At 75.1% G+C, this 22,894-nt stretch carries 15 protein-coding genes; 14 read left to right on the forward strand and 1 reads right to left on the reverse strand.

Annotated features, from left to right (window positions below):
• The first annotated feature begins 3 nt into the window (after nt 1–3).
• From groL to D459_RS0112810, 7 genes are all read left to right on the forward strand, one after another.
• Nucleotides 4–1,620, forward strand: coding sequence for a chaperonin GroEL (gene groL / locus D459_RS0112780; protein WP_017593403.1), 1,617 nt, complete (start codon nt 4–6; stop codon nt 1,618–1,620).
• Between the two features lie 154 nt (nt 1,621–1,774).
• Nucleotides 1,775–2,395 (forward strand): sigma-70 family RNA polymerase sigma factor, encoded by a 621-nt coding sequence (locus D459_RS0112785; RefSeq protein WP_020380151.1) that lies wholly within the window; start codon nt 1,775–1,777, stop codon nt 2,393–2,395.
• A 212-nt stretch (nt 2,396–2,607) separates the two neighbouring features.
• Nucleotides 2,608–4,101, forward strand: a complete 1,494-nt coding sequence (gene guaB / locus D459_RS0112790) for an IMP dehydrogenase (RefSeq protein ID WP_017593405.1) — start codon at nt 2,608–2,610, stop codon at nt 4,099–4,101.
• Between the two features lie 122 nt (nt 4,102–4,223).
• A complete protein-coding gene (locus D459_RS0112795; protein WP_017593406.1) occupies nt 4,224–5,330 on the forward strand; it encodes a GuaB3 family IMP dehydrogenase-related protein in 1,107 nt (368 codons plus the stop codon).
• A 141-nt stretch (nt 5,331–5,471) separates the two neighbouring features.
• Nucleotides 5,472–6,305, forward strand: a complete 834-nt coding sequence (locus D459_RS0112800) for a lytic transglycosylase domain-containing protein (RefSeq protein WP_017593407.1) — start codon at nt 5,472–5,474, stop codon at nt 6,303–6,305.
• Nucleotides 6,306–6,412: 107 nt separating this feature from the next.
• A complete protein-coding gene (locus tag D459_RS0112805; protein ID WP_017593408.1) occupies nt 6,413–8,131 on the forward strand; it encodes a glycerol-3-phosphate dehydrogenase/oxidase in 1,719 nt (572 codons plus the stop codon).
• Nucleotides 8,132–8,434: 303 nt separating this feature from the next.
• Entirely contained in the window at nt 8,435–10,636 is a 2,202-nt protein-coding gene (locus tag D459_RS0112810; protein WP_241485015.1) for a glycosyltransferase, read from the forward strand.
• Between the two features lie 99 nt (nt 10,637–10,735).
• Here the strand turns inward: D459_RS0112810 and D459_RS0112815 are convergent, their stop codons facing one another.
• Nucleotides 10,736–11,686, reverse strand: a complete 951-nt coding sequence (locus D459_RS0112815; RefSeq protein WP_020380152.1) for an NADP-dependent oxidoreductase — start codon at nt 11,684–11,686, stop codon at nt 10,736–10,738.
• A 121-nt stretch (nt 11,687–11,807) separates the two neighbouring features.
• Between D459_RS0112815 and D459_RS0112820 the strand changes: the two genes are divergently transcribed.
• The 7 genes from D459_RS0112820 to guaA all read left to right on the forward strand — a co-directional run bounded on the left by D459_RS0112820 (nt 11,808) and on the right by guaA (nt 22,804).
• Entirely contained in the window at nt 11,808–13,244 is a 1,437-nt protein-coding gene (locus D459_RS0112820; RefSeq protein WP_017593411.1) for a 3' terminal RNA ribose 2'-O-methyltransferase Hen1, read from the forward strand.
• Nucleotides 13,245–13,309: 65 nt separating this feature from the next.
• A complete protein-coding gene (locus D459_RS0112825; RefSeq protein WP_051065416.1) occupies nt 13,310–15,850 on the forward strand; it encodes a polynucleotide kinase-phosphatase in 2,541 nt (846 codons plus the stop codon).
• Between the two features lie 269 nt (nt 15,851–16,119).
• Entirely contained in the window at nt 16,120–17,133 is a 1,014-nt protein-coding gene (gene galE, locus D459_RS0112830) for a UDP-glucose 4-epimerase GalE (RefSeq protein WP_017593413.1), read from the forward strand.
• Between the two features lie 99 nt (nt 17,134–17,232).
• A complete protein-coding gene (locus tag D459_RS0112835) occupies nt 17,233–18,807 on the forward strand; it encodes a succinic semialdehyde dehydrogenase (protein WP_017593414.1) in 1,575 nt (524 codons plus the stop codon).
• A 489-nt stretch (nt 18,808–19,296) separates the two neighbouring features.
• Complete coding sequence (locus D459_RS0112840; protein ID WP_017593415.1) at nt 19,297–19,806, forward strand: methanogen output domain 1-containing protein; 510 nt, start codon at nt 19,297–19,299, stop codon at nt 19,804–19,806.
• Nucleotides 19,800–20,921, forward strand: coding sequence for a PP2C family protein-serine/threonine phosphatase (locus tag D459_RS0112845; protein ID WP_017593416.1), 1,122 nt, complete (start codon nt 19,800–19,802; stop codon nt 20,919–20,921). The genes D459_RS0112840 and D459_RS0112845 overlap by 7 nt, the downstream gene beginning before the upstream one ends.
• A 296-nt stretch (nt 20,922–21,217) precedes the next feature.
• On the forward strand, nt 21,218–22,804 hold the full coding sequence (gene guaA, locus D459_RS0112850) for a glutamine-hydrolyzing GMP synthase (RefSeq protein ID WP_017593417.1): 1,587 nt from the start codon (nt 21,218–21,220) through the stop codon (nt 22,802–22,804).
• The last annotated feature ends 90 nt before the right edge of the window (nt 22,805–22,894 follow it).

A 22,894-nucleotide genomic window follows, 5' to 3' on the forward strand; every position in this document is an offset into this window, starting at 1 on the left:
GCCATGGCGAAGATCCTGGAGTTCGAGGACGACGCGCGCCGTTCGCTGGAGCGCGGCGTCGACCGCCTCGCCGACGCGGTGAAGGTGACGCTCGGCCCGCGCGGCCGCAACGTCGTCATCGACAAGAAGTTCGGCGCCCCGACCATCACCAACGACGGCGTCACCGTGGCCCGCGAGGTGGAGCTGGAGGACCCCTACGAGGACCTCGGCGCCCAGCTGGTCAAGGAGGTCGCCACCAAGACCAACGACGCCGCCGGCGACGGCACCACCACCGCCACCGTGCTGGCCCAGGCGCTGGTCCGCGAGGGGCTGCGCAGCGTCGCCGCGGGCGCCTCCCCGATGTCGCTGAAGAAGGGCATCGACGCGGCCGCGGAGAAGGTCTCCGAGGTGCTGCTGGACCGCGCCCGCGAGGTCGGCGAGCGCGCCGACATCGCCTACGTCGCCACCAACTCCGCCCAGGACGCCCAGATCGGCGACCTGATCGCGGAGGCCTTCGACAAGGTCGGCAAGGACGGCGTGATCACCGTCGAGGAGTCCCCCACCATGGGGCTCGCCCTCGAGTTCACCGAGGGCATGCAGTTCGACAAGGGCTACGTCTCGCCGTACTTCGTCACCGACGGCGACCGCCAGGAGGCCGTCCTGGAGGACGCCCTCATCCTGATCAACCAGGGCAAGATCTCCAGCCTGAACGAGCTCCTCCCGCTGCTGGAGAAGATCGTCCAGCAGAAGAAGCCGCTGCTGATCATCGCCGAGGACATCGAGGGCGACGCCCTCGGCGCCCTGGTGCTGAACAAGATCCGCGGCGCGCTCAACGTCGCCGCGGTCAAGGCGCCCGGCTTCGGCGAGCGCCGCAAGGCCATGCTGCAGGACATCGCGACCCTCACCGGCGGCCAGGTCATCGCCGAGGAGGTCGGCCTCAGCCTGGAGAACGCCGAGATCGACGTGCTCGGCTCGGCCCGCCGGGTCACCATCACCAAGGACGACACCACCGTCGTCGACGGCGTCGGCGAGCAGGCCGAGGTCGAGGACCGGATCCGCCAGATCCGCAAGGAGATCGAGGCCAGCGACTCCGACTGGGACCGGGAGAAGCTCCAGGAGCGCCTGGCCAAGCTGGCCGGCGGCGTCTCGGTGCTGCGCGTCGGCGCGGCCACCGAGGTCGAGCTCAAGGAGAAGAAGCACCGCCTGGAGGACGCGATCTCGGCCACCCGCGCCGCGATCGAGGAGGGCATCATCGCGGGCGGCGGCGCCTCGCTGGTGCACGCCGCGGCGGCCCTGGACGACCTGGGCCTCTCCGGCGACGAGGCGACCGGCGTCTCCATCGTGCGCAACGCCCTGGTCGAGCCGGCCCGCTGGATCGCGGTGAACGCCGGAGCCGAGGGCTACGTGGTCACCTACAAGACCGCCGAGCTGGAGCTCGGGCACGGCTTCAACGCCGCCACCGGCGAGTACGGCGACCTGATGGCGCAGGGCATCATCGACCCGGTCAAGGTCACCCGCTCCGCGGTGCAGAACGCCGCCTCCATCGCCGGCATGCTGCTCACGACCGAGGCCCTGGTCGTGGACAAGCCGGAGGAGGAGGAAGGCGCCGAGGCCGGCCACGGCCACGGCCACGGGCACTGATCCCGGCGGATTCCGCGCCGACGTGCATTACCATGCGTGCCCCGGGTTCCGGCCCGGGGCACGCATGCTTTACCCGGCATTTCCGTCGAATGTGATCATTCTGTAGCCGGGGTACGTGACGTACAGGTGCCGGGGGCGGGGCATGATTCGAGGCGTGACGGATCAACGCGCCGCCGGGGGGACGCTGGTCAGAGAGGCGGCGGACGACGCGGAACTGCATCAGCTGACCTCTCTGGCGGTCCAGGGCGACCACGGCGCGGCGGACTCGCTCATCCGCGAGGTCCGCCCGATGGTCGTCCGCTACTGCAGGGCCAGGCTCTCCCGCGCCTCCTCCTACGGCCAGTACTACGGCCAGTACTCCGACGACGTCGCCCAAGAGGTGTGCATCGCGCTGCTCGCCGCCCTGCCGCGCTACGAGGACCTGGGCCGCCCCTTCGCCGCCTTCGTGTTCGGCATCGCCGCGCACAAGGTCGCCGACGCGCTGCGCGCGTGCACCCGGGCGGACCTGCCGACCGATACGGTGCCGGACCGGCCCGACGACGGGCCCGGACCGGAGGAGGCCGCCGTCCGCAGCGTCGAGGCGGAGCGGGCGCGCGCCCTGCTCACCGAACTTCCGGAGCAGCAGCGGAGGCTGCTCGTGATGCGCGTGATCGCAGGACTCTCAGCAGATGAAACGGGACATGTACTTGGAATGTCGGCCGGTGCGGTACGGGTTGCCCAGCACCGAGCTCTTGCTCGGCTTCGGCGTGTGGCCGTGGCGAACCGGCTCTTCTGAGCGCCGCCCCGGCCACGCCCCCCGCAGGCCCGGCCCGCGCGGCTGCCGCCGCCCCTCCCGGATCCGCACCCGGCGGCACTGCGCGCTGTGACCGGCCGCGCCGCCCCCGCCACCGCCGTGTGATCCTCGTCCGCCGTCCTCCCGAGCGGGGCGTGTACCCGGTGGTCAGGCACCTAGGATGGGGGGACACGCGCGAGTGGATCGGGATTGTTATGACGCAGCTTTACACGGGGGAGGGCGGCAAGGTCCTGCCGCCCGGCCTGACCTACGACGATGTCCTGCTCGTACCGGCCTATTCGGATCTGCAGCCGGGGGAGGCGGACACCGGGACGCGGCTCTCCCGCAACATCGAGCTGCGCATCCCGCTGCTCTCGGCCGCGATGGACACCGTGACCGAGGCGCGCACCGCCGTCGCCATGGCCCGCCAGGGCGGCGCCGGCGTACTGCACCGCAACCTCTCCGCCGAGGACCAGGCCGCCCAGGTCGACCTGGTCAAGCGGTCCGAGGCGGGCATGGTGACCGACCCGGTCACCTGCGGCCCCGACGACACCCTGGCCGACGTCGAGCGGCTCAGCGCCCACTACCGGATCTCCGGCGCCCCGGTCACCGACGCCGACGGCCGCCTGGTCGGCATCGTCACCAACCGCGACATGCGGTTCGAGCTGGACCACAGCCGCCGGGTGCGCGATGTGATGACGCCGATGCCGCTGGTCACCGCGCCGGTCGGGGTCGCCCGCGAGGAGGCCCTGCGCCTGCTGCGGGAGAACAAGGTGGAGAAGCTCCCGCTGGTCGACGCGGACGGCCGGCTCCGCGGCCTGATCACGGTCAAGGACTTCATCAAGAGCGAGCAGTTCCCCGACGCCACCAAGGACGCCGACGGGCGGCTGATCGTCGGCGCCGCGGTCGGCGTCGGCGCCGACTCCGAGGAGCGGGCCAAGCTGCTGGTCGAGGCCGGGGTGGACTTCCTGGTGGTGGACACCGCGCACGGCCACTCGGCCGGCGTGCTGGAGATGATCGCCAAGCTCCGGTCCAACACCAAGGTCGACATCGTCGGCGGCAACATCGCCACCCGGGACGGCGCCCAGGCGCTGATCGACGCCGGCGCGGACGCGGTCAAGGTCGGCGTCGGCCCGGGCTCCATCTGCACCACCCGGGTGGTGGCCGGGGTGGGGGCCCCACAGCTCACCGCGGTGATGGAGGCCTCCAAGGCGGCCGGCCCGGCCGGCGTCCCGGTCATCGCCGACGGCGGCCTGCAGTACTCCGGCGACATCGCCAAGGCCGTGGTGGCCGGCGCCAGCGCGGTGATGCTCGGCAGTCTGCTGGCCGGCGTCGAGGAGAGCCCCGGCGAGCTCATCTTCATCAACGGCAAGCAGTACAAGAGCTACCGCGGCATGGGCTCGCTCGGCGCGATGCGCGGCCGCTCGTTCTCCAAGGACCGCTACTCCCAGGCCGAGGTCACCACCGAGGAGAAGCTCATCCCGGAGGGCATCGAGGGCCAGGTCCCCTACCGCGGCCCGCTGCAGGCCGTCGCCCACCAGCTGGTCGGCGGGCTGCGCCAGTCGATGTGGTACGCCGGCGCGCGCACCGTCGACGAGCTGCGGGAGAAGGGCCGGCTGATGCAGATCACCTCGGCCGGCCTGAAGGAGAGCCACCCGCACGACATCCAGATGACCGTCGAGGCGCCGAACTACAGCGGCCGCAAGTAGCCGCGGCGCGCCGCGCGGCCCGGGACGGCCGCGCGGCGCCGCCGGTACCGGCGGATACACTCGCCGCGGGCGGCGCCCGCCGCCCGCAATGCACGCAAGAGGGGATCGAAGCGTTGGCTCAGGTGGAGATCGGGCTGGGCAAGAACGGGCGCCGGGCCTACGAGCTCGACGAGATCGGGATCGTGCCGGCCCGGCGCACCCGCGACCCCGAGGAGGTGTCGCTCGCCTGGCAGATCGACGCCTACCGGTTCGAGACGCCGCTGGTCTCCAGCCCCATGGACAGCGTCGCCTCGCCGGAGACGGTGGTCGCCATCGGCCGCCAGGGCGGGCTGGGCGTGCTCGACCTCGAAGGGCTGTGGACCCGCTACGAGGACCCGGAGCCGCTGCTCGCCGAGATCCGCGAGCTGGGCGACTCCGCGGCCACCGCGCGGCTGCAGGAGATCTACGCCGCGCCGATCAAGGAGGAGCTGATCGGCCGCCGGATCGAGGAGATCCGCGAGGCAGGCGTGGTCACCGCGGCCCGGCTGTCGCCGCAGCGCACCGCCCAGTACCACAAGGCGGTGCTCGACGCCGGGGTGGACATCTTCGTGATCCGCGGCACCACCGTCTCCGCCGAGCACGTCTCCGGCCGGGCCGAGCCGCTCAACCTCAAGCAGTTCATCTACGACCTGGACGTCCCGGTCGTGGTCGGCGGCTGCGCCACCTACACCGCCGCCCTGCACCTGATGCGCACCGGCGCGGCCGGCGTGCTGGTCGGCTTCGGCGGCGGCTCGGGGCACACCACCCGCTCCGTGCTGGGCGTCGCGGTGCCGATGGCCAGCGCCATCGGCGACGTCGCCGCGGCCCGCCGGGACTACCTGGACGAGTCCGGCGGCCGGTACGTGCACGTCATCGCGGACGGCGGGATGACCGGCAGCGGCGACATCGCCAAGGCCCTGGCCTGCGGCGCCGACGCGGTCATGGTCGGCTCCCCGCTGGCCCGCGCCACCGAGGCGCCCGGCGGCGGCCACCACTGGGGCAGCGAGGCGCACCACGGCGAGCTGCCCCGCGGCGAGCGGGTGGAGGTCGGCACCATCGGCGACCTCAGCGCGATCCTGCACGGCCCCGCCTCCTCCAGCGACGGCTCGATGAACCTGATGGGCGCGCTGCGCCGGACCATGGCCACCGCCGGCTACTCCGACCTCAAGGAGTTCCAGCGGGTGGAGGTCGTGGTCAACCCGCACCGCTGACCCGCACCGCCCCGGAGGGCGCCCCGCACACCGCGGGGCGCCCTCCGCCGTTTCCAGGGGACCCCTGGCAGCGGCCGCCGGCCTTCCAGTAGGTTTGCCCCGCGTTTGCCGACGGATGGGCCGAGGAAAGGGTGCACAGGGGTGAAACCGGTGGTCGCGGCTGGGGTCGCGCTCGTGTCGGTGGTCGGCGCGGCGACGGGCCTGGGCGCCGCGGCGGTGCTGCTGGCCGGGCACGGGGCCGGCGGGGCGGGCGGCGAGCCCGCGGTCGTCCCGCCGGGCGCGGCCGACGTCCCGATCGACACCGCGCCCGGGGAGTCCGCCCCGGAGTCCTCCGCCGGGCCGGAGGGGTCCGCGGAGCCCGGGGAGTCCGCCGACGACCGGCCCGGACCGGCCCGGGAGGAGCCCACCGGCGACTGGCTGGCCCGGACCGCCGAGGCGGCCGCCCTCCCCGAGCGGGCCCTGCTCTCCTACGCCGCCGCGCAGCTCGCGCTCACCGAGGAGCTCCCGGAGTGCGGCGTCTCCTGGCCCACCCTGGCCGGCATCGGCGCGGTGGAGTCCCGGCACGGCACCCTGGACGGCGGCGAGGTCGGCCCGGACGGCCGCACCACCGGCGACATCATCGGCATCCCGCTGGACGGGACCAACGGCACCGCGGCCATCGCCGACACCGACGGCGGCGAGCACGACGGGGACGACCGGTGGGACCGCGCCGTCGGCCCGATGCAGTTCATCCCGTCCACCTGGGAGCAGTGGGGCGCCGACGGCAACGGCGACGGCGCCGCCGACCCGCACAGCCTGGACGACGCGGCCCTGGCCGCCGCCCGCTACCTGTGCGCCGACGGCCGCGACCTGACCGACCCCGCGGACTGGCGGGAGGCGGTGCTCTCCTACAACCGCTCCGACGCCTACGTCGCCGATGTGATGGACAACGCGCACGCCTACGCCGCCGGCAGCCGGACGACCGTCACACCCTGAACGCGCCGTGTCACTCCGGCTGTCCGGAATGAGAGCGTTAGCCTGGTGGTCCGGGCGTGGAAAGAACCGCCTGCCGGGAGAGAGGCGTGAGGATGACGGCAGCACGGATGGGACCTGAGGAGCGGGCCGGCGCGCTCGACCAGATGAAGGACGGTGAATTCGACGTCCTGGTCGTCGGGGGCGGGATCGTCGGGGCCGGCGTCGCGCTGGACGCGGTGTCGCGCGGGCTCTCGGTCGGCCTGATCGAGGCCCGGGACTTCGCCTCGGGCACCTCCAGCAGATCCAGCAAGCTGATCCACGGCGGTCTGCGCTACCTGGAGCAGCTCGACTTCGAACTGGTCCGCGAGGCGCTCACCGAGCGCGGGCTGCTGCTCCAGCGGATCGCCCCGCACCTGGTGCGGCCGGTGCCCTTCCTCTTCCCCTTCACCAAGCACTGGGAGCGCCCCTACATCGGCGCCGGGGTGGCCCTGTACGACACCCTGTCGGTCACCATGGGCACCTCGCGCGGGCTGCCCAACCACCGGCACCTGACCCGGACCGGCGCGCTGCGGGTCTTCCCCGCGCTGCGCCGGGACGCCTTCGTCGGGGCCGTGCAGTACTGGGACGCCCAGGTCGACGACGCCCGCTACGTGCTGACCGTGCTGCGCACCGCCGCCTCCTACGGCGCGAAGATCGCCTCCCGGGTGCGGGCGGACGGCTTCCTGCGCGAGGGCGAGCACGTCACCGGGGTGCGCGCGGTCGACCTGGAGTCCGGCGAGGAGCTGGAGATCCGGGCCAAGCAGGTGGTCAACGCCGCCGGGGTGTGGACCGACGACATCCAGGAGATGGTCGGCGGCCGCGGCCAGATCCACGTCCGCGCCTCCAAGGGCATCCACCTGGTCGTCCCGCGCGACCGGATCCAGGCCTCCTCGGGCATGATCCTGCGCACCGAGAAGAGCGTGCTGTTCGTCATCCCGTGGGGCCGGCACTGGATCATCGGCACCACCGACACCTCCTGGGACCTGGACAAGGCGCACCCCGCCGCCAGCCGCAGCGACATCGACTACATCCTCGACCACGTCAACCGGGTGCTGCGGGTCCCGCTCACCCGGGACGACGTCGAGGGCGTCTACGCCGGCCTGCGCCCGCTGCTGTCCGGCGAGTCCGACGAGACCTCCAAGCTCTCCCGCGAGCACACCGTGGCGCACCCGGTCCCCGGCCTGGTGCTGATCGCCGGCGGCAAGTACACCACCTACCGCGTCATGGCCAAGGACGCGGTGGACGCGGTGGTGCACGGGCTGGACGGCCGGGTCCCGCCGTCGGTCACCGACCGGCTCCCGCTGGTCGGCGCGGACGGCTACGCCGCGCTGTGGAACCAGCGGCGCGGCATCGCCCGCAAGGCCGACCTGCACCCCTCCCGGGTGGCGCACCTGCTGCGCCGGTACGGCTCGCTGATCACCGAGGTGCTCGCGCTGATGGAGGAGGACCCCGGCCTCAAGGAGCCGCTCGCCGGCGCCGACGACTACCTGCGCGCCGAGGTGGTCTACGCGGCCCGCTACGAGGGCGCCCGGCACCTGGACGACGTGCTGACCCGCCGCACCCGGGTGTTCATGGAGACCTGGGACCGCGGCATCGCCGCCGCCGAGGAGGCCGCCCGCCTGATGGCCGGCCCGCTCGGCTGGGACGACGCGCAGGTGCAGCGGGAGGTCGAGTACTACCGCAAGCGGATGGAGGCCGAGCGGGCCGCCCAGGAGCAGGACACCGACCAGGAGGCCGACGCCGTCCAGCACGGCGCCCCGGAGATCGTCCCCGAGGACGGCGGCGCCCGGGTGGCCGCCTCCTCCTGACGCCCCGCGCCCGGGCGGTCCGCGCCCGGGCGATGATCCGGGCGCCGCGGCCCCGTCGGAGCGCTCCGACGGGGCCGCGGCGCCGGGGCCGCCGGGAAGGGGGCCGCCCGCCCGGCCCGGCGGGCCGGAGCCGGCCGGTACGTCCGGGACCAACGCGGAACAGGTGCGGTTTTTGTCGGCATTTTGCCGTGTGTCGAGGTAAGACCCGCATGCCCCCGTCCTAGCCTGGTCCCGACGTTCAGCGGCGCGGTCCTGCCGCGCACCGGGGTCGGGGGTCGATCGGTGGTCGTAGTCAGCGCAGTGGTGTCCGCGGGCGAAGGCGAACGGGACCGGCGGCTCAAGGAGTGCCTGGCCTCGATCGAGGCGCAGACCCTGGGCGGGGTGGAGGCCGTCGTGGCGGACTCCTCGGCCGGGGTCGGCGCCGCGCGGAACGAGGGCGCCCGCCGCGCCGTCGGCGAGTTCCTGGTCTTCCTGGACGCCGGGGAGCGGGTGCCGCCCTACGCCTTCGGCGCGATGGCCGAAGGGCTGCGCGCCTCCGGATCGGACTTCGCCACCGCCGCCCCGCCCGGCTCCACCGCCGGCCCGGTGCGCGGCACCCACGTCACCGAGCGCCCGGCGCTGCTGGCCGACCGCTCCGCCGCCGGCCGGATGTGGCGCCGCTCCTTCTGGGAGACGGCCGGCCTCTCCTTCCCCGAGGGGGTCGCCCACGGCGACATGCGGGTGGTGGTGCCCGCGCACTTCCTCGCCTCCGCGGTCGACGTGCTGGACGAGCCGCTGCTGCTCGGCCCCGACCCCGCCGCGGCCGGCTCCGCCGCCCCCGAAGAGCTGTTCGCCCTGGTCCGGGCGACCGCGTCGGCGGTCGCCGAGATCGCCGGCGCGGAGGCGCGCGCCGCCTGGGACGCCGAGGCGCTCTCCGCCGACCTGGCCGACGCGCTGCGCCGCACCGAGGAGGCCGACGAGGCCTCCCGGCGCGCCTTCACCGAGATCGCCAACTCCTACATCGACACCGTCGACCCCCGGGTCTTCCAGCGGCTCCCGGTGATCGACCGGCTCAAGTGGTACCTGGTCCGCCGGCACATGCACGACGAGCTGCTCCGGGTGCTCGCCTTCGAGCGGGAGGCCGGGCCGGAGGGGCTGCACGCCGACGCGCTGGCGGTGCGGCACGGCACCCGCTGGTACGTCGACTACCCGTTCCTGGACGACCCGCTGGCCGAGGTCCCGCAGGCGATCTACCGGCTCACCGGCGAGATCGACGTGCAGCAGCGGGCGGAGTCGGCGCGCTGGGAGGACGGGCGGCTGGTGGTCTCCGGCCGGCTGCACATGGGCTTCCTTCCGCCGGACAGCCGGTTCCGCCAGTACCTGAGGGCGCGCGCGGTCAACCCCGGCACCGGCGCCAAGGCGCGGGTGCGGATCCGGCCGCGCAAGGCCAACGCCTTCGAGCTGCCCCGCGGCGCGGTGACCACCCGCCGCGACTGGGGCGGCTACGAGCTCAGCATCGACCCCCGCGATCTGCGGGCCAACGACGTGTGGCGGCCGGGGGAGTGGACCGTGGAGCTGTGGGCGGTCAACCGGAGCACCACCCGCCGGGCCACCCTGGCCTGGCCGGACCCGGGGGCCGCGTCCCGGCCCGGGCCGCACGAGGCCGAGCCGGGGGTGTGGATCCGCCCGGAGTGGCGCGGCGAGGACGGGCTGCGCCTGGTGGTGGACACGCCCCGGGTGCGGATCACCGGCAGCGGGTTCACCGGCGAGGGCGCCGGGACCGTGCTGGAGCTGACCGGGACCGCCGCCCCGGACGTGCCGGGGAGCGCCGTGCTCCGCCTCACCCGCCGCCCCGGCGACGTGTTCCACGAGGTCGAGATGGAGCGGGACCTGGCCCCGGGCCTGTTCACCGCGCGGGTCCCGGCCGAGCTGCTGCTGGACGGGTTCGCCGCCCGCCGCGCCGCACCGGGCGGCCCGGCCGCCTCCGAGCTGTGGGACGTGCACGTGGCGGACGGCGCCCGGGTGGAGTACCGGGTGGCGGTGGAGGGCGAGGGCGTCGGCGGGCGGGCCAGGGTCGCCGAGGACCGCACCGTCGGCCTGGAGCCGGACGGGCCCGGCTGGGCGCTGCTCCGCGCCGGGGTGGAGCGCCCGCTCATCTCCGGGGCCGAGTGGAAGGAGGGCGAGCTCCGCGTCTCCGGGCCGTTCGCCGCCCCGGAGAGGGCCGCCGAGCTGGTGCTCACCGACACCGCCACCGGCGAGCGCGGCACCGTCCCGGTGGCCGTCGACGGCGACGGGTTCTCCGCGGTGCTGCCCACCGCGCCGGACGAGGCGCCCGCCGACGGGCGGTACGCGCTCTCGATGGTCCTGGCCGTGGACGGGGCCTCGGAGGAGCGCCCGGTCGACGTCGACCCGGCGCTGCTGGAGTCGCTGCCGTTCGCCGGCACCACCTCCGGGCGCCCGTTCGCGCTGGACGCCGGCGGCCCGGCCGAACCGCTGTTCACCGCCGGCCCGGAGGCGCTGCCCTGACCCCAGGGCGATGATCTTGACGTTGCGGGGGCATCAGAGCGCTCTGATGCCCCCGCAACGTCAAGATCATCGGGAAGAGCACCCGCCGGGCGGGCCCGGTCAGATGAGCAGGACCGTCTTGCCCCGGGCGCGGCCGGCGCGGAGCCGCTCCAGCGCGGACGGGGCGTCCGCCAGGTCGGCCTCGTGGTCGATGTGCACGTGCAGCCGGTCCGCGGCGAGCAGGTCGGCCAGGGTGCGCAGCAGCGCGGCGCTGCCGCGGCTGCGGAAGTTGATCCCGGTGATCCCGCGCCGGGCCAGGTCGGCGACGTCCAGCACGCCCTGGGTGCTGGCGACCGTGCCGCCGGGCCGGTGCACCGCGGGCAGGATCCGCGCCACCCCCGCGGCGTCGTCCACCAGGTCGAGCACGGTGTGCACGCCCTCCGGACGCCCCTCCAGCAGGAGCTCGGCCAGCGGCCCCGCGGTGTGGTCGACCACGTCCTCGGCGCCCAGCCGGCGCATCCACGCCTGGTCCCGCGGGTCGGCGGCGGTCGCGATCACCCGGGCGCCCCGGTCCGCGGCGAACTGCACCGCGGACTGGCCCACCCCGCCGGTGGCGCCCACCACCAGCACGCACTGGCCGGCGTCCACCTTGGCCGCCTCGACCAGGCCGAACGCGGCCATGGTCGCGGTGGGCACCGCCGCGGCGCCGGTGAACAGCATCCCCTCCGGCATCGGCGCGACCGCGTCCTCCGCGGTGGCCAGCGCGTACTCGGAGTAGCTGCCCAGGCCCAGCGGCAGCCGCATGAACTGGCCGTAGACCTTCTGCCCCGGGTGGAACCCGGTGACGCCCTCCCCGACCGAGTGCACCGTGCCGGCGCCGTCGTTGCCGAGGATGAGCGGGAACCCGTGCTGGACCACGCCGCCGAGGATGCCCTCGGCGACCTTCCAGTCGAACGGGTTGACCCCGGCCGCCCGCAGATGCACCAGGAACTCTCCGGGGCCGGGCTCGGGAACGGGTAGATCCATGAGTTCGGGCGGTGCGCCGAACTCGGCGACGGCGATGGCACGCATCGGACGGTCCCCCCACCTGATCACGCATCCGACGTGGGGTTTCTCCCCCGGCGCAGGGGGCGGCAATCCGAAAACCCGTCGCGGTCCGGACGGCGGGTACGGGACACTCGGCGGTGTGCTGATGACCATCACCTCCCGACACCGGCCGGCGACGGACCTCGGATTCCTGCTGCACAAGCACCCGGACAAGGTGCAGAGCTTCGGCCAGTCCTTCGGCACGGCGCACGTCTTCTACCCGGAGGCCGAAGAGGGCCGCTGCACCGCCGCGCTGCTGCTGGAGACCGACCCGCAGGCCCTGCTGCGCGCCCGCGGCACCGTCGACAGCCCGGACTTCGCCCTGGCCTCCTACGTCAACGACCGCCCCTACGCGGCGGCGTCGCTCTTCGCGGTGGCCGTCGGCGACGTGTTCCGCACCGCCCTCAAGGGGCGCTGCGCGGCCCGGCCCGAGCTGCCCGGCACCGCGCTGCCGCTGGAGCTGCACCTGCCCGCGGTGCCCTGCCGGCGCGGCCCCGAGGAGGCCCGCGCCCTGTTCGAGCCGCTGGGCTGGACGGTCCGCGCCGAACCGGTGCCGCTCGACCCCGCGCTGCCCGACTGGGGGGACTCCCGCTACCTGGACCTCACCCTCACCGGCGAGATGCGGCTGGCCGACGCGCTGAGCCACGTCTACGTGCTGCTGCCGGTGATGGACGGCGCCAAGCACTACTGGGTCGCCGCCGACGAGGTGGACAAGCTGCTGCGCGCCGCCGAGGGGTGGCTCCCCTCGCACCCGCTGCGCAACCGGATCACCGGCCGCTACCTGGCCCGCCGCCGCACCCTGGTGCGGGAGGCCACCGCGCGGCTGGCCGCCGCCGAGGAGGCCGCGGAGCCGGAGGAGGCCGACGACCCGGCCAACGAGGAGCAGGCGCCCGCCCGGACCGGAACCGGCGGCGGGACCGCGGAGGGCAGGGCCGACCGGGAGCCGCCGCTGGCCGCGCAGCGCGCCGCCGCCGTGCTGGACGTGCTCAAGGCCGAGGGCGCCCGCCGCGTGCTCGACCTGGGCTGCGGCACCGGCACCCTGGTCGCCCGGATGCTCGGCGACGCGTTCTTCGAGCGGATCACCGGCGCCGACGCCTCGGCGGTCAACGTGCAGCGGGCCCGGCGCCGGCTCCGCACCGACCGGCTGCCCGAGGCCGACCGGCGCCGCCTGGAGCTGTTCGCCGGCTCCGCGGTCTACCGGGACGAGCGGTTCGCCGGCCACGACGCGGCGGTGCTGATGGAGGTGGTCGAGCACGTCGACCCGGGCCGGCTGGGCGCGCTGGAGCGGGTGGTGTTCGGCTCCGCCGCCCCGGCGGCCGTGGTCGTCACCACGCCCAACGCCGAGTACAACGTGCACTACGAAGGGCTGGAGGAGGGCGCGATGCGCCACTCCGACCACCGGTTCGAATGGACCCGGGCCGAGTTCGCCGCGTGGGCGGACCGGGTCGCCGGGGAGTACGGCTACCGGGTCCGGTACCTGCCGGTGGGCCGCGAGGACGCGCGGACCGGCGCACCGACCCAGATGGGGGTGTTCACCAAGTGACCGCAGCGGACTCCGCGGCGAAGGAACCCGCCGCGAGCGGCGCGCCCGTGATCGCGGTGCCGGAGATGGCCCTGGTGCTGCTGGTCGGGGTCTCCGGCTCGGGCAAGTCCACCTTCGCCGCCCGGCACTTCCGCCCCACCCAGGTGGTCTCCTCCGACTACTGCCGGGCGGCCGTCGGCGACGACGAGAACGACCAGTCGGCCACCGCCGACGCCTTCGACCTGCTCCACTACATCGCGGGCAAGCGGCTCAAGCGCGGCCTGCTCACCGTGGTCGACGCGACCAACGTGCAGCCCTCGGCGCGGGCCGGTCTGATCCGGCTGGCCAAGGAGAACGACGTGCCGTGCGTCGCCGTCGTGCTGGACGTGCCGGAGGGGGTCGCGCAGTCCCGCAACGCCGCGCGGGACGACCGGTCGCTGCCGCCGCACGTCGTCTCCCGGCAGCGCCGCGAACTCCGCCGGCACCTCAAGCGGATGGCCAAGGAGGGCCTCCGCAAGGTGCACGTGCTGCGCACCGCCGAGGAGATCGACGCGGCCGCCGTGGTCCGGGAGAAGTCCTGGAACGACAAGAAGGAGCTGACCGGCCCGTTCGACGTCATCGGCGACGTGCACGGCTGCCGCGCCGAGCTGGAGGAGCTCCTCGCCGAGCTGGGCTACCGGGTCCGGCGGGACGGCGAAGGGCGGGCCGTCGGCGCGCACCACCCGGAGGGGCGCACCGCCGTGTTCGTCGGCGACCTGGTCGACCGCGGCCCGGACACCCCCGGCGTGCTCCGGCTGGCGATGGGCATGGTCGGCGACGGCGACGCGCTGTGCGTCTCCGGCAACCACGAGAGCAAGCTGGTCCGCGCGCTCAGGGGCGGCAAGGTGCGGGTCGCGCACGGCCTGGCCGAGTCGCTGGAGCAGCTGGAGGAGGCGGGCGAGGAGTTCACCGCCCGCGCCCTGGAGTTCTGCGACGGGCTGGTCGCGCACTACGTGCTGGACGGCGGCCGGCTGGTCGTGGCGCACGCGGGCCTCAAGGAGGAGTACCACGGCCGCGCCTCCGGGCGGGTCCGCTCCTTCGCGCTGTACGGGGAGACCACCGGTGAGACCGACGAGTACGGGCTGCCGGTCCGGCTGCCCTGGGCGCAGGAGTACCGGGGCCGGGCCGCGGTGGTCTACGGGCACGTGCCCACGCTCAAGGCCGAGTGGGTCAACAACACCATCTGCCTGGACACCGGGTGCGTGTTCGGCGGGCGGCTCACCGCGCTGCGCTACCCCGAGCGCGAGCTGGTCGACGTCGCCGCGCACCGCACCTGGTACGAGCCGACCCGGCCGCTGGACGCCGACGCCCCGGCCGAGCGCGAGCCCGGGGTGGTCGACGCCGCGGACGTCGGCGCGGTCGAGACCCGCGCCGGGGAGCTGCCCGGCGGCATCGTGGACACCGGGCACGGCCCGGTCAAGGTGCCCGGGGAGAACACCCTGGCGGCGCTGGAGGCGATGAGCCGGTTCGCGGTCGACCCGCGCTGGCTGCTCTACCTGCCGCCGACCATGGCGCCCGCGCCGACCTCGGCCGACCCGGAGCTGCTGGAGCGGCCCCGGGAGGCCTTCGAGGCCTACCGGGCGGCCGGTGTGGACCGGGTGGTCTGCCAGGAGAAGCACATGGGCTCGCGGGCGGTGGCCGTGGTCTGCCGGGACGCCGCCGCGGCCGAGCGCCGGTTCGTCCCGGGCTCGCTCGGCGCGGTCTACACCCGGACCGGCCGGCCGTTCTTCCGCGACCCGGCCACCGAGGCCGAGGTCCTGGCCGAACTGCGCGAGGGCATCGCCGCCGCCGGGCTGTGGGAGCGGCTGGACACCGACTGGGTCGCCCTGGACGGCGAGATGCTGCCCTGGTCGGCCAAGGCCGAGGGGCTGATCCGGGAGCAGTACGCCGCGGTGGGCGCGGCGGCCCGCGCCGCCCTGCCGGCGGCCGCGGACGCCCTGGCGGCCGCCGCCGGGCGCGGCCTGGAGGTCTCCGCGCTGTCCGACCGGATCGCCGCGGCCGGCAGGGACATCGAGGAGTTCAGCGCGGTCTACCGGCGCTACACCTGGCCGGTGGAGGGCTCCGCCGGGCTGCGCTACGCGCCGTTCACGGTGCTGGCCGCGGAGGGCGCCGCGTTCACCGACCGGGACCACCTGTGGCACATGCAGGTGGCCGAGCGGCTCGCCGAGCACTGCCCGCTGGTGCGCACCACCCGCTACCTGGTGGTGGAGGCCGGCGAGGAGGAGTCGGCGGCCGCCGCGGAGCGCTGGTGGGAGTCGCTGGTCGGCGCGGGCGGCGAGGGGATGGTCGTCAAACCGCTGGCCGGGGCCTGCGCCAAGGGCGCCAAAGGGCTGGCCCAGCCCGGCCTGAAGGTGCGCGGCCCGGACTACCTGCGCATCATCTACGGGCCGGACTACCTGCGCCCGGAGCGGATGGAGCGGCTCCGCGACCGGCGCCTGGGCCGCAAGTCCGGCCTGGCGATCCGGGAGCACAAGCTCGGCCTGGAGTCCCTGGCCCGGCACGCCCGCGCCGAACCGCTCTGGCGGGTGCACCAGCCGGTCTTCGCCGCCCTGGCCCTGGAGTCCGAACCGGTCGACCCCCGGCTCTGATCCGGCCATGCGCCCTCCCGGACGGGCACGCCCCCGAGCGGCCCCCGGCCCCGCGCCCACCTTGTCGAGCTCAGGGGCACCGTTTTTCCCGCCCCCGGCCCCGCGCCCGCCTCGTCGCGGTGGTACGACGACGATGTGGGCGCGGGGCCGGGGCCGGGGGCCGCGGGGCGGAGGGGCGTACCCCCGGTCGGGCCCCTGGTGGCGGCGCATATCCTTGGGGGCGCCCGCGGGGACCGCGGGGATGCGAGGGGGCTCGGAGGTCCGTGGCTGTGAACGTTCTGCTGACCGGGGGCGCCGGCTACATCGGCACGCACACCGCCGTCGAGCTGGCCGGGGCCGGGCACGGCGTGGTGCTGCTCGACGCCCTGTACAACAGCCGCGCCGAGGCGGTCCGCCGGGTGGAGCGGATCACCGGCACCGAGATGCCCTTCTACACCGGGGACTGCGCCGACCGGGCGCTGCTGGACCGGATCTTCACCGAGCACCGGATCGACGCGGTGGTGCACTGCGCCGGCCTCAAGGCGGTCGGCGAGTCCACCGAGCGCCCGCTGCTCTACTACCGCACCAACCTCTCCGCGCTGATGGCGCTCTGCGAGGCGATGGAGGACCACGGCGTCCGGCGGATGGTGTTCAGCTCCTCGGCCACCGTCTACGGCGACCCGGCCGCCGTGCCGATCACCGAGGACATGCCGCTGTCGGTGACCAACCCCTACGGCGCCACCAAGCTGTTCGCCGAGCAGATCCTGGCCGACCTGGCCGCCGCCGACCCGCGCTGGCACGTGGTGTCGCTGCGCTACTTCAACCCGATCGGCGCCCACCCCAGCGGCCTGATCGGTGAGGACCCCAAGGGCGTGCCGGCCAACCTGTTCCCGTTCATCGCCCAGACCGCCGCCGGCCGCCGCACCGAGCTGAAGGTCTTCGGCGACGACTACCCCACCCCCGACGGCACCGGGGTCCGCGACTACCTGCACATCGTGGACCTGGCCCGGGGGCACCTGGCCGCGCTGGAGCACCTCGGCGACGCCCCCGGCCGCCGGGTCTACAACCTCGGCACCGGCCGGGGCACCTCGGTGCTGGAGGCGGTCCGCGCGTTCGAGGAGGCCACCGGCGCCCGGGTGCCCTACACCGTGGAGGCCCGGCGCCCCGGCGACATCGCCGCCTGCTACGCCGACCCCTCCGCGGCCCTGCGCGACCTCGGCTTCAAGACCGAGCGGAGCATCGCCGAGGCCTGCGCCGACGCATGGCGGTGGCAGACCGCCAACCCGGACGGCTATCCCGAATAGGGCGCGGAGGGGGCGGAGGCCCCGGGCCGGGACTCCGCTGCGGAATCTCAGGGTTACCGACCGGTAGTCATGTGCGGGGTGCTGGACTAGGGTGCGGTCATGGGAAACGCCACGCCGCAGACCGCGGAGCCGTCCGCGCTCGACCCCGCCCTGATCTCCGGGCTCACCCGCCGCGTGCAGAGCTCCTCCGGAGCCACCGCGACCACCGAGGCGCCGTTCACCGGAAAGCCCCTGGCGGAGCTGCCGCTCTCCACCGCCGGCGACGTCGCCACCGCCTTCGAACGGGCCCGCGCCGCCCGGGCCGGCTGGGCCGAGCGCACCCCGGCCGAGCGCGCCGCCGTCTTCCTCCGCTTCCACGACCTCGTGCTGGACCGGCAGACCGAGATCCTCGACATCGTGCAGTGGGAGACCGGCAAGGCCCGGCGGCACGCCTTCGAGGAGGTCTACGACGCCGCCGCCGGCCCGCTGCACTACGCCCGCCGCGCCCCCGCGCTGCTGCGCCGCCGCCGCGTCCCCGGCGCGATCCCCGGCGCCACCCGGTCCTACGTGAACCACCAGGCCAAGGGCGCGGTCAGCGTCATCACGCCGTGGAACTACCCGCTGTCGCTGCCGGTCAGCGACGCCGTCCCCGCGCTGCTCGCTGGCAACGCCGTGGTCGCCAAGCCGGACACCCAGACCGCGCTCACCGCGCTGTGGGCGATCGACCTGGCGGTCGAGGCCGGCCTCCCGGAGGACCTGTGGATCCCGGTGCTCGGCGACCCGGCCGAGATCGGCGACCCCCTGGTGGACCTCGCCGACTACGTCGCCTTCACCGGCTCCACCCGGGCCGGCGCGCAGATCGCGCAGCGCGCCGCCGCCCGGCTGATCGGCTGCTCCGCCGAGCTTGGCGGCAAGAACCCGATGATCGTCTGCGACGACGCCGACGTCGAGCGGACCGTCGAGGGCGCCATCCGGTCCTGCTTCAGCAACGCCGGCCAGCTGTGCATCTCCACCGAGCGGATGTACGTGCACGACGCGGTCTACGACGAGTTCGTCCCCCGGTTCGCGGAGGCGGTCTCCGCGATGCGGCTCGGCACCTCCTTCGACTACGCCCCGGACATGGGCTCGCTCACCTACCGGCGGCAGCTCGACCGGGTCGTCCAGCACGTGGACGACGCCCGCGCCAAGGGCGCCGAGATCCTCGCCGGCGGTCGGGCCCGCCCCGACATCGGCCCGCTGTTCTACGAGCCGACCCTGATGACCGGCGTCGACCCGGACATGTCCGCCTGCGCCGAGGAGACCTTCGGCCCGCTGGTCTCGATCTACCGGTACTCCGACGACGACGAGGCGATCGAGCTGGCCAACGCCACCGAGTACGGGCTCAACGCCAGCGTGTGGACCCGCGACACCGGGCGCGGCCGGCGCATCGCCGAGCGGATCCGCTCCGGCACGGTCAACGTCAACGAGGGCTTCGCCGCCGCCTGGGCCAGCTACGGCGGCCCGATGGGCGGGATGAAGAAGTCCGGCCTGGGCCGCCGGCACGGCGACGAGGGGCTGCTCCGGTTCACCGAGCCGCAGACCATCGCCAGCCAGCACATCATCGGCTTCGGCGGTCCCCCCGGGATGGACTACGAGCGCCTCGCCGGCCTGATGACCACCGGCGCCCGGCTGATGAAGCGGTTCCGCATCCGCTGACCCGCCCCGCCCTCCGGCGGCGGGTACCGGAAAGCGCCCCGGCGGGCCGCCCTGCTCGGCCGGGCGGCCGTCCGAAGGACCCGCCCCGATGACCCGCCGAGCGGCCTGCCCGGCGGAGGGGCCGGAGCGGTACGGGTGAGGCGGTGCCCGGAACGGCCCGGGGCGCAGAGGGGGCGGCCCGGCGGCCCTGCACGGCCGCCCCCGGCCGGCGTCCGCCGGGCCGGTCCGGCGCGCGACGTCCCGACCGCGGGGCGGAGCCCGCTCTCCCCGCCCGCGCCTCCGTCCCGGGGCCGGTACGCCGATCCCGGTGCCCGGGGCGCCGTCCGCGGATGCGGAGCCGGCCGCCGCAGGCCCCCGGCGGGCCCCTCCCCGGTACGGAGGGGGTACCGATTCCGGCGATCACCGTGCTCCGGCCCAAAAGGCGGAAAACCCTGCGTGATCCCACTCTGGCGCGTTACGTTCTGGGTATCGCCGGGGAGGGGAGGGGCCATGCCTGCGGAAGCGGCCGTGCCCGCGGACACGGAGGCCTTCATGCGCCGCCTGCTCGTCGAGCTGGCGGCGTCGCTGGAGGGGACCATCGGCCCGGAGGAGGCCGCGGGCTACATCGGCCTGGCCGCCCAGCGGATGGGCGACGAACTCGGCTCGCACCGCCCCCGCGGCCCCCTCGGACCGGAGCGGATCGCGGCCGCCCTGATCGACCTCTACCGCGGCATCGACGGCGACCTCCGGCTGGTCTCCTGCGACGGCGGGCGGATCGTGCTGGCCAACCTGGCATGCCCGTTCGGCGACGGGGTCCGCGGCCGCGAGGCGCTGTGCACCATGACCTCCGGCCTGGCCGGCGACCTCGCCGCCCGGCACACCGGCTACGCCCGGGTCGACCTGGCCGAGACCATCGCGCGCGGCCGCCCCCGCTGCCTGATCGAGATCAGCCTGCGCCCCGGCCCGGACGACGGCCCCGGCGAGGAGTACTACGGCCCGGGAGCGGACGGCCCGTGCTAGCCGGAGACCTGTTCGGCTCCATCACCCGCACCGTCAGCGACCCGATGCTGCTGGTCGCCGAGGACGGTGAGGTGCTCGGCCGCAACGCGGTGATGCGCCGGCTCTTCCCCGGCGCCGAGGTCGGCGCCGACCTGTACCGGCTCGCCGCCGACGGCCCCGAGCAGGTCGGCGAGACGCTGCACCGCTGGGCCCGCTCCGGGCGGCCGCTGGCCGGCTCGCTCGCCCTGATCGACCGGGACGGCCGCCCGCGGCGCTGCCACTGCTTCGGCGCCCGCGCCTCCTGGGCGCGCACCGGCGGCCCCGCCGTCCAGGTCCGCCTGGTGCCGGTCCGCGAAGCGGACCGGGCCGCCCCCGCCCGCGGCGCCCGGGAGCGCCGGCTCCGCGCCCGGCTGGAGCACGAGCACGCCGCCGCGCTCCGCCTCCAGCGCAGCCTGCTGCCCCAGCGGGTGGACACCACCCGGCTGCGGGTCGCCGCCGCCTACGCGCCCACCGCGCGCGGCTCGGAGGTCGGCGGCGACTGGTACGACGTCTTCGCCGTCGCGGGCACCGCCAAGACCGGGCTGGTCATCGGCGACGTCGCCGGGCACGGCCTGGCCGAGGCGGCGGTCATGGCGCAGCTGCGCAGCGCGGTGCGGGCCTGCTCACTGGAGGTCGGCGCCCGGCCGGACCGGATGGCCGACCGGGTCGACGGCTACGTCGAGGCGTTCCTGCCCGAGGAGATGGCCACCATGGCCTACGCGGTGCACGACCCGGACGCCGCCCGGCTCTGCTACTGCGTCGCCGGGCACGTCCCGCCGATCCTGGTCCGCGCGGACGGCCGGTGCGAACCGCTGCCCGGCCGCCCCGACCCGCCGCTCGGCTGCGCCCTGGGCCTGCGCCACCGCCGCCGGTGGAAGCGGACCGCCCCCGGCGACCTGCTGGTGCTCTACACCGACGGCGTGGTGGAGCGCCGCGGCGCCTCCATCGACCAGGGCGTCGACGCACTGGCCGGCCTCCTCTGCGGCCTGGGCGAGGACGGAGGGGCCGACCCGGCCGAGGTGTGCTCCGCGGTGATGGAGTGGTCCGCCGAGGGCGGCCGCGCCGACGACCGCGCGGTCCTGGTCGCCGCCCTCTGACCGGCCGGCGCCCCGCCGGCCCTTTCCCCCGCCGCCCCGGGGAGGACGCGGAGCCGCCCGCCGCCGGTGCGCCCTTCCCGCCCCGCACCCGGCGGCACCGCTCCCGGGCCGGACCGAGCGCCCCTGCCGACGGCCCTGCCCGGGAGCGGGCACAGGCGGCGCGGCCGCCGGAGGGCGGGACGGGCCCACCGGGCCGGAGCGGCCGCCCCGATCCGGTGGCGCACTCCCGGTCCCGGGTCCGGCGGCGACGATTTAGACTGGTAGCGATCCACCTCTACCTGCGGGAAGGCCGTTACGTGTCCCTTGCCGGTGCTGGCGACAGCACGTTCGACACCGTTCTCGTCGTCGATTTCGGCGCGCAGTACGCGCAGCTGATCGCGCGGCGGGTGCGCGAATTGCACGTCTACAGCGAGATCGTCCCCTCGACGATGCCCGTCGAGGAGATGCTCGCCAAGAAGCCGAAGGCGATCATCCTCTCCGGTGGCCCGTCCTCGGTCTACGCCGAAGGGGCCCCGCAGGCCCCGGACGGCCTGTTCGGCACCGGGGTGCCGACCTTCGGCATCTGCTACGGATTCCAGGCCATGGTCTCCACCCTCGGCGGGACCGTCGCCAAGACCGGGCTGAGCGAGTTCGGCCGCACCGAGGCCGAGCTGGGCACCGACTCGGTGCTCTTCGGCGGCCTGCCCGCCGCCCAGTCGGTGTGGATGTCGCACGGGGACTCGGTCACCGAGGCCCCGGAGGGCTTCCGCACCGTGGGCAGCACCGCGGGCGCCCCGGTCGCCGCCATCGAGGACGCCGAGCGCGGCCTGTTCGGGGTGCAGTTCCACCCCGAGGTGATGCACACCGAGCACGGCCAGGAGGTGCTCCGCCGGTTCCTCTACGACGGCGCGGGCTGCCGCCCCACCTGGACCATGGTCAACATCGTCGACGAGCAGGTGGCCCGGATCCGCGAGGAGGTCGGCGACAAGCGGGCGATCTGCGCGCTCAGCGGCGGCGTGGACTCCGCGGTGGCCGGCGCCCTGGTGCAGCGCGCCATCGGCGACCAGCTGACCTGCGTCTTCGTCGACCACGGCCTGCTCCGCAAGGGCGAGGCCGAGCAGGTGGAGAAGGACTTCGTCGCGGCCACCGGCGCCCGGCTGAAGGTCGTCGACGCCCAGGAGCGCTTCCTGTCCGCCCTGGCCGGGGTCACCGACCCGGAGGAGAAGCGCAAGATCATCGGCCGGGAGTTCATCCGGGTCTTCGAGCAGGCCGCCCGCGAGGTGGTCGCCGACGGCGGCAGCGCCGGCGAAGAGGTCGAGTTCCTGGTGCAGGGCACGCTCTACCCGGACGTGGTGGAGTCCGGCGGCGGCACCGGCACCGCCAACATCAAGTCGCACCACAACGTCGGCGGCCTCCCCGACGACCTCGCCTTCACCCTGGTGGAGCCGCTCCGCGAGCTGTTCAAGGACGAGGTGCGCCGGGTCGGCGAGGAGCTCGGCCTGCCCGCCGAGATGGTCTGGCGCCAGCCGTTCCCCGGCCCCGGCCTGGGCATCCGCATCATCGGCGAGGTCACCCGGGAGCGCCTGGACGTGCTCCGCGAGGCCGACGCGATCGCCCGCGAGGAGCTCTCCCGGGCCGGCCTGGACCGGGACATCTGGCAGTGCCCGGTCGTGCTGCTCGCCGACGTCCGCTCGGTCGGCGTCCAGGGCGACGGCCGCACCTACGGCCACCCCGTGGTGCTCCGCCCGGTCAGCAGCGAGGACGCGATGACCGCGGACTGGACCCGGCTGCCCTACGACGTGCTGGCCGCGATCTCCAACCGGATCACCAACGAGGTCCGCGAGATCAACCGCGTCACCCTGGACGTGACCAGCAAGCCCCCGGGCACCATCGAGTGGGAGTAGCGGCCGCAGGGCCGCGCACGGGCCGGCCCCGGCGGGAAGGTTCCCGCCGGGGCCGGCCCGTGTACGCCGCCGGTGCCGCTCCGGGCCGCT

Source organism: Nocardiopsis potens DSM 45234 (assembly GCF_000341105.1).
GTDB classification, from domain to species: domain Bacteria; phylum Actinomycetota; class Actinomycetes; order Streptosporangiales; family Streptosporangiaceae; genus Nocardiopsis_A; species Nocardiopsis_A potens.

Bases quoted from the DNA above. Each gene is read 5' to 3' on its own strand.
- groL (WP_017593403.1), top strand. From the start codon at position 4: ATGGCGAAGATCCTGGAGTTCGAGGACGACGCGCGCCGTTCGCTGGAG.
- guaB (WP_017593405.1), top strand. From the start codon at position 2,608: ATGACGCAGCTTTACACGGGGGAGGGCGGCAAGGTCCTGCCGCCCGGC.
- D459_RS0112805 (WP_017593408.1), top strand. From the start codon at position 6,413: ATGGGACCTGAGGAGCGGGCCGGCGCGCTCGACCAGATGAAGGACGGT.
- D459_RS0112815 (WP_020380152.1), bottom strand. From the start codon at position 11,686: ATGCGTGCCATCGCCGTCGCCGAGTTCGGCGCACCGCCCGAACTCATG.
- D459_RS0112820 (WP_017593411.1), top strand. From the start codon at position 11,808: ATGACCATCACCTCCCGACACCGGCCGGCGACGGACCTCGGATTCCTG.
- D459_RS0112825 (WP_051065416.1), top strand. From the start codon at position 13,310: ATGGCCCTGGTGCTGCTGGTCGGGGTCTCCGGCTCGGGCAAGTCCACC.
- D459_RS0112835 (WP_017593414.1), top strand. From the start codon at position 17,233: ATGGGAAACGCCACGCCGCAGACCGCGGAGCCGTCCGCGCTCGACCCC.
- D459_RS0112840 (WP_017593415.1), top strand. From the start codon at position 19,297: ATGCCTGCGGAAGCGGCCGTGCCCGCGGACACGGAGGCCTTCATGCGC.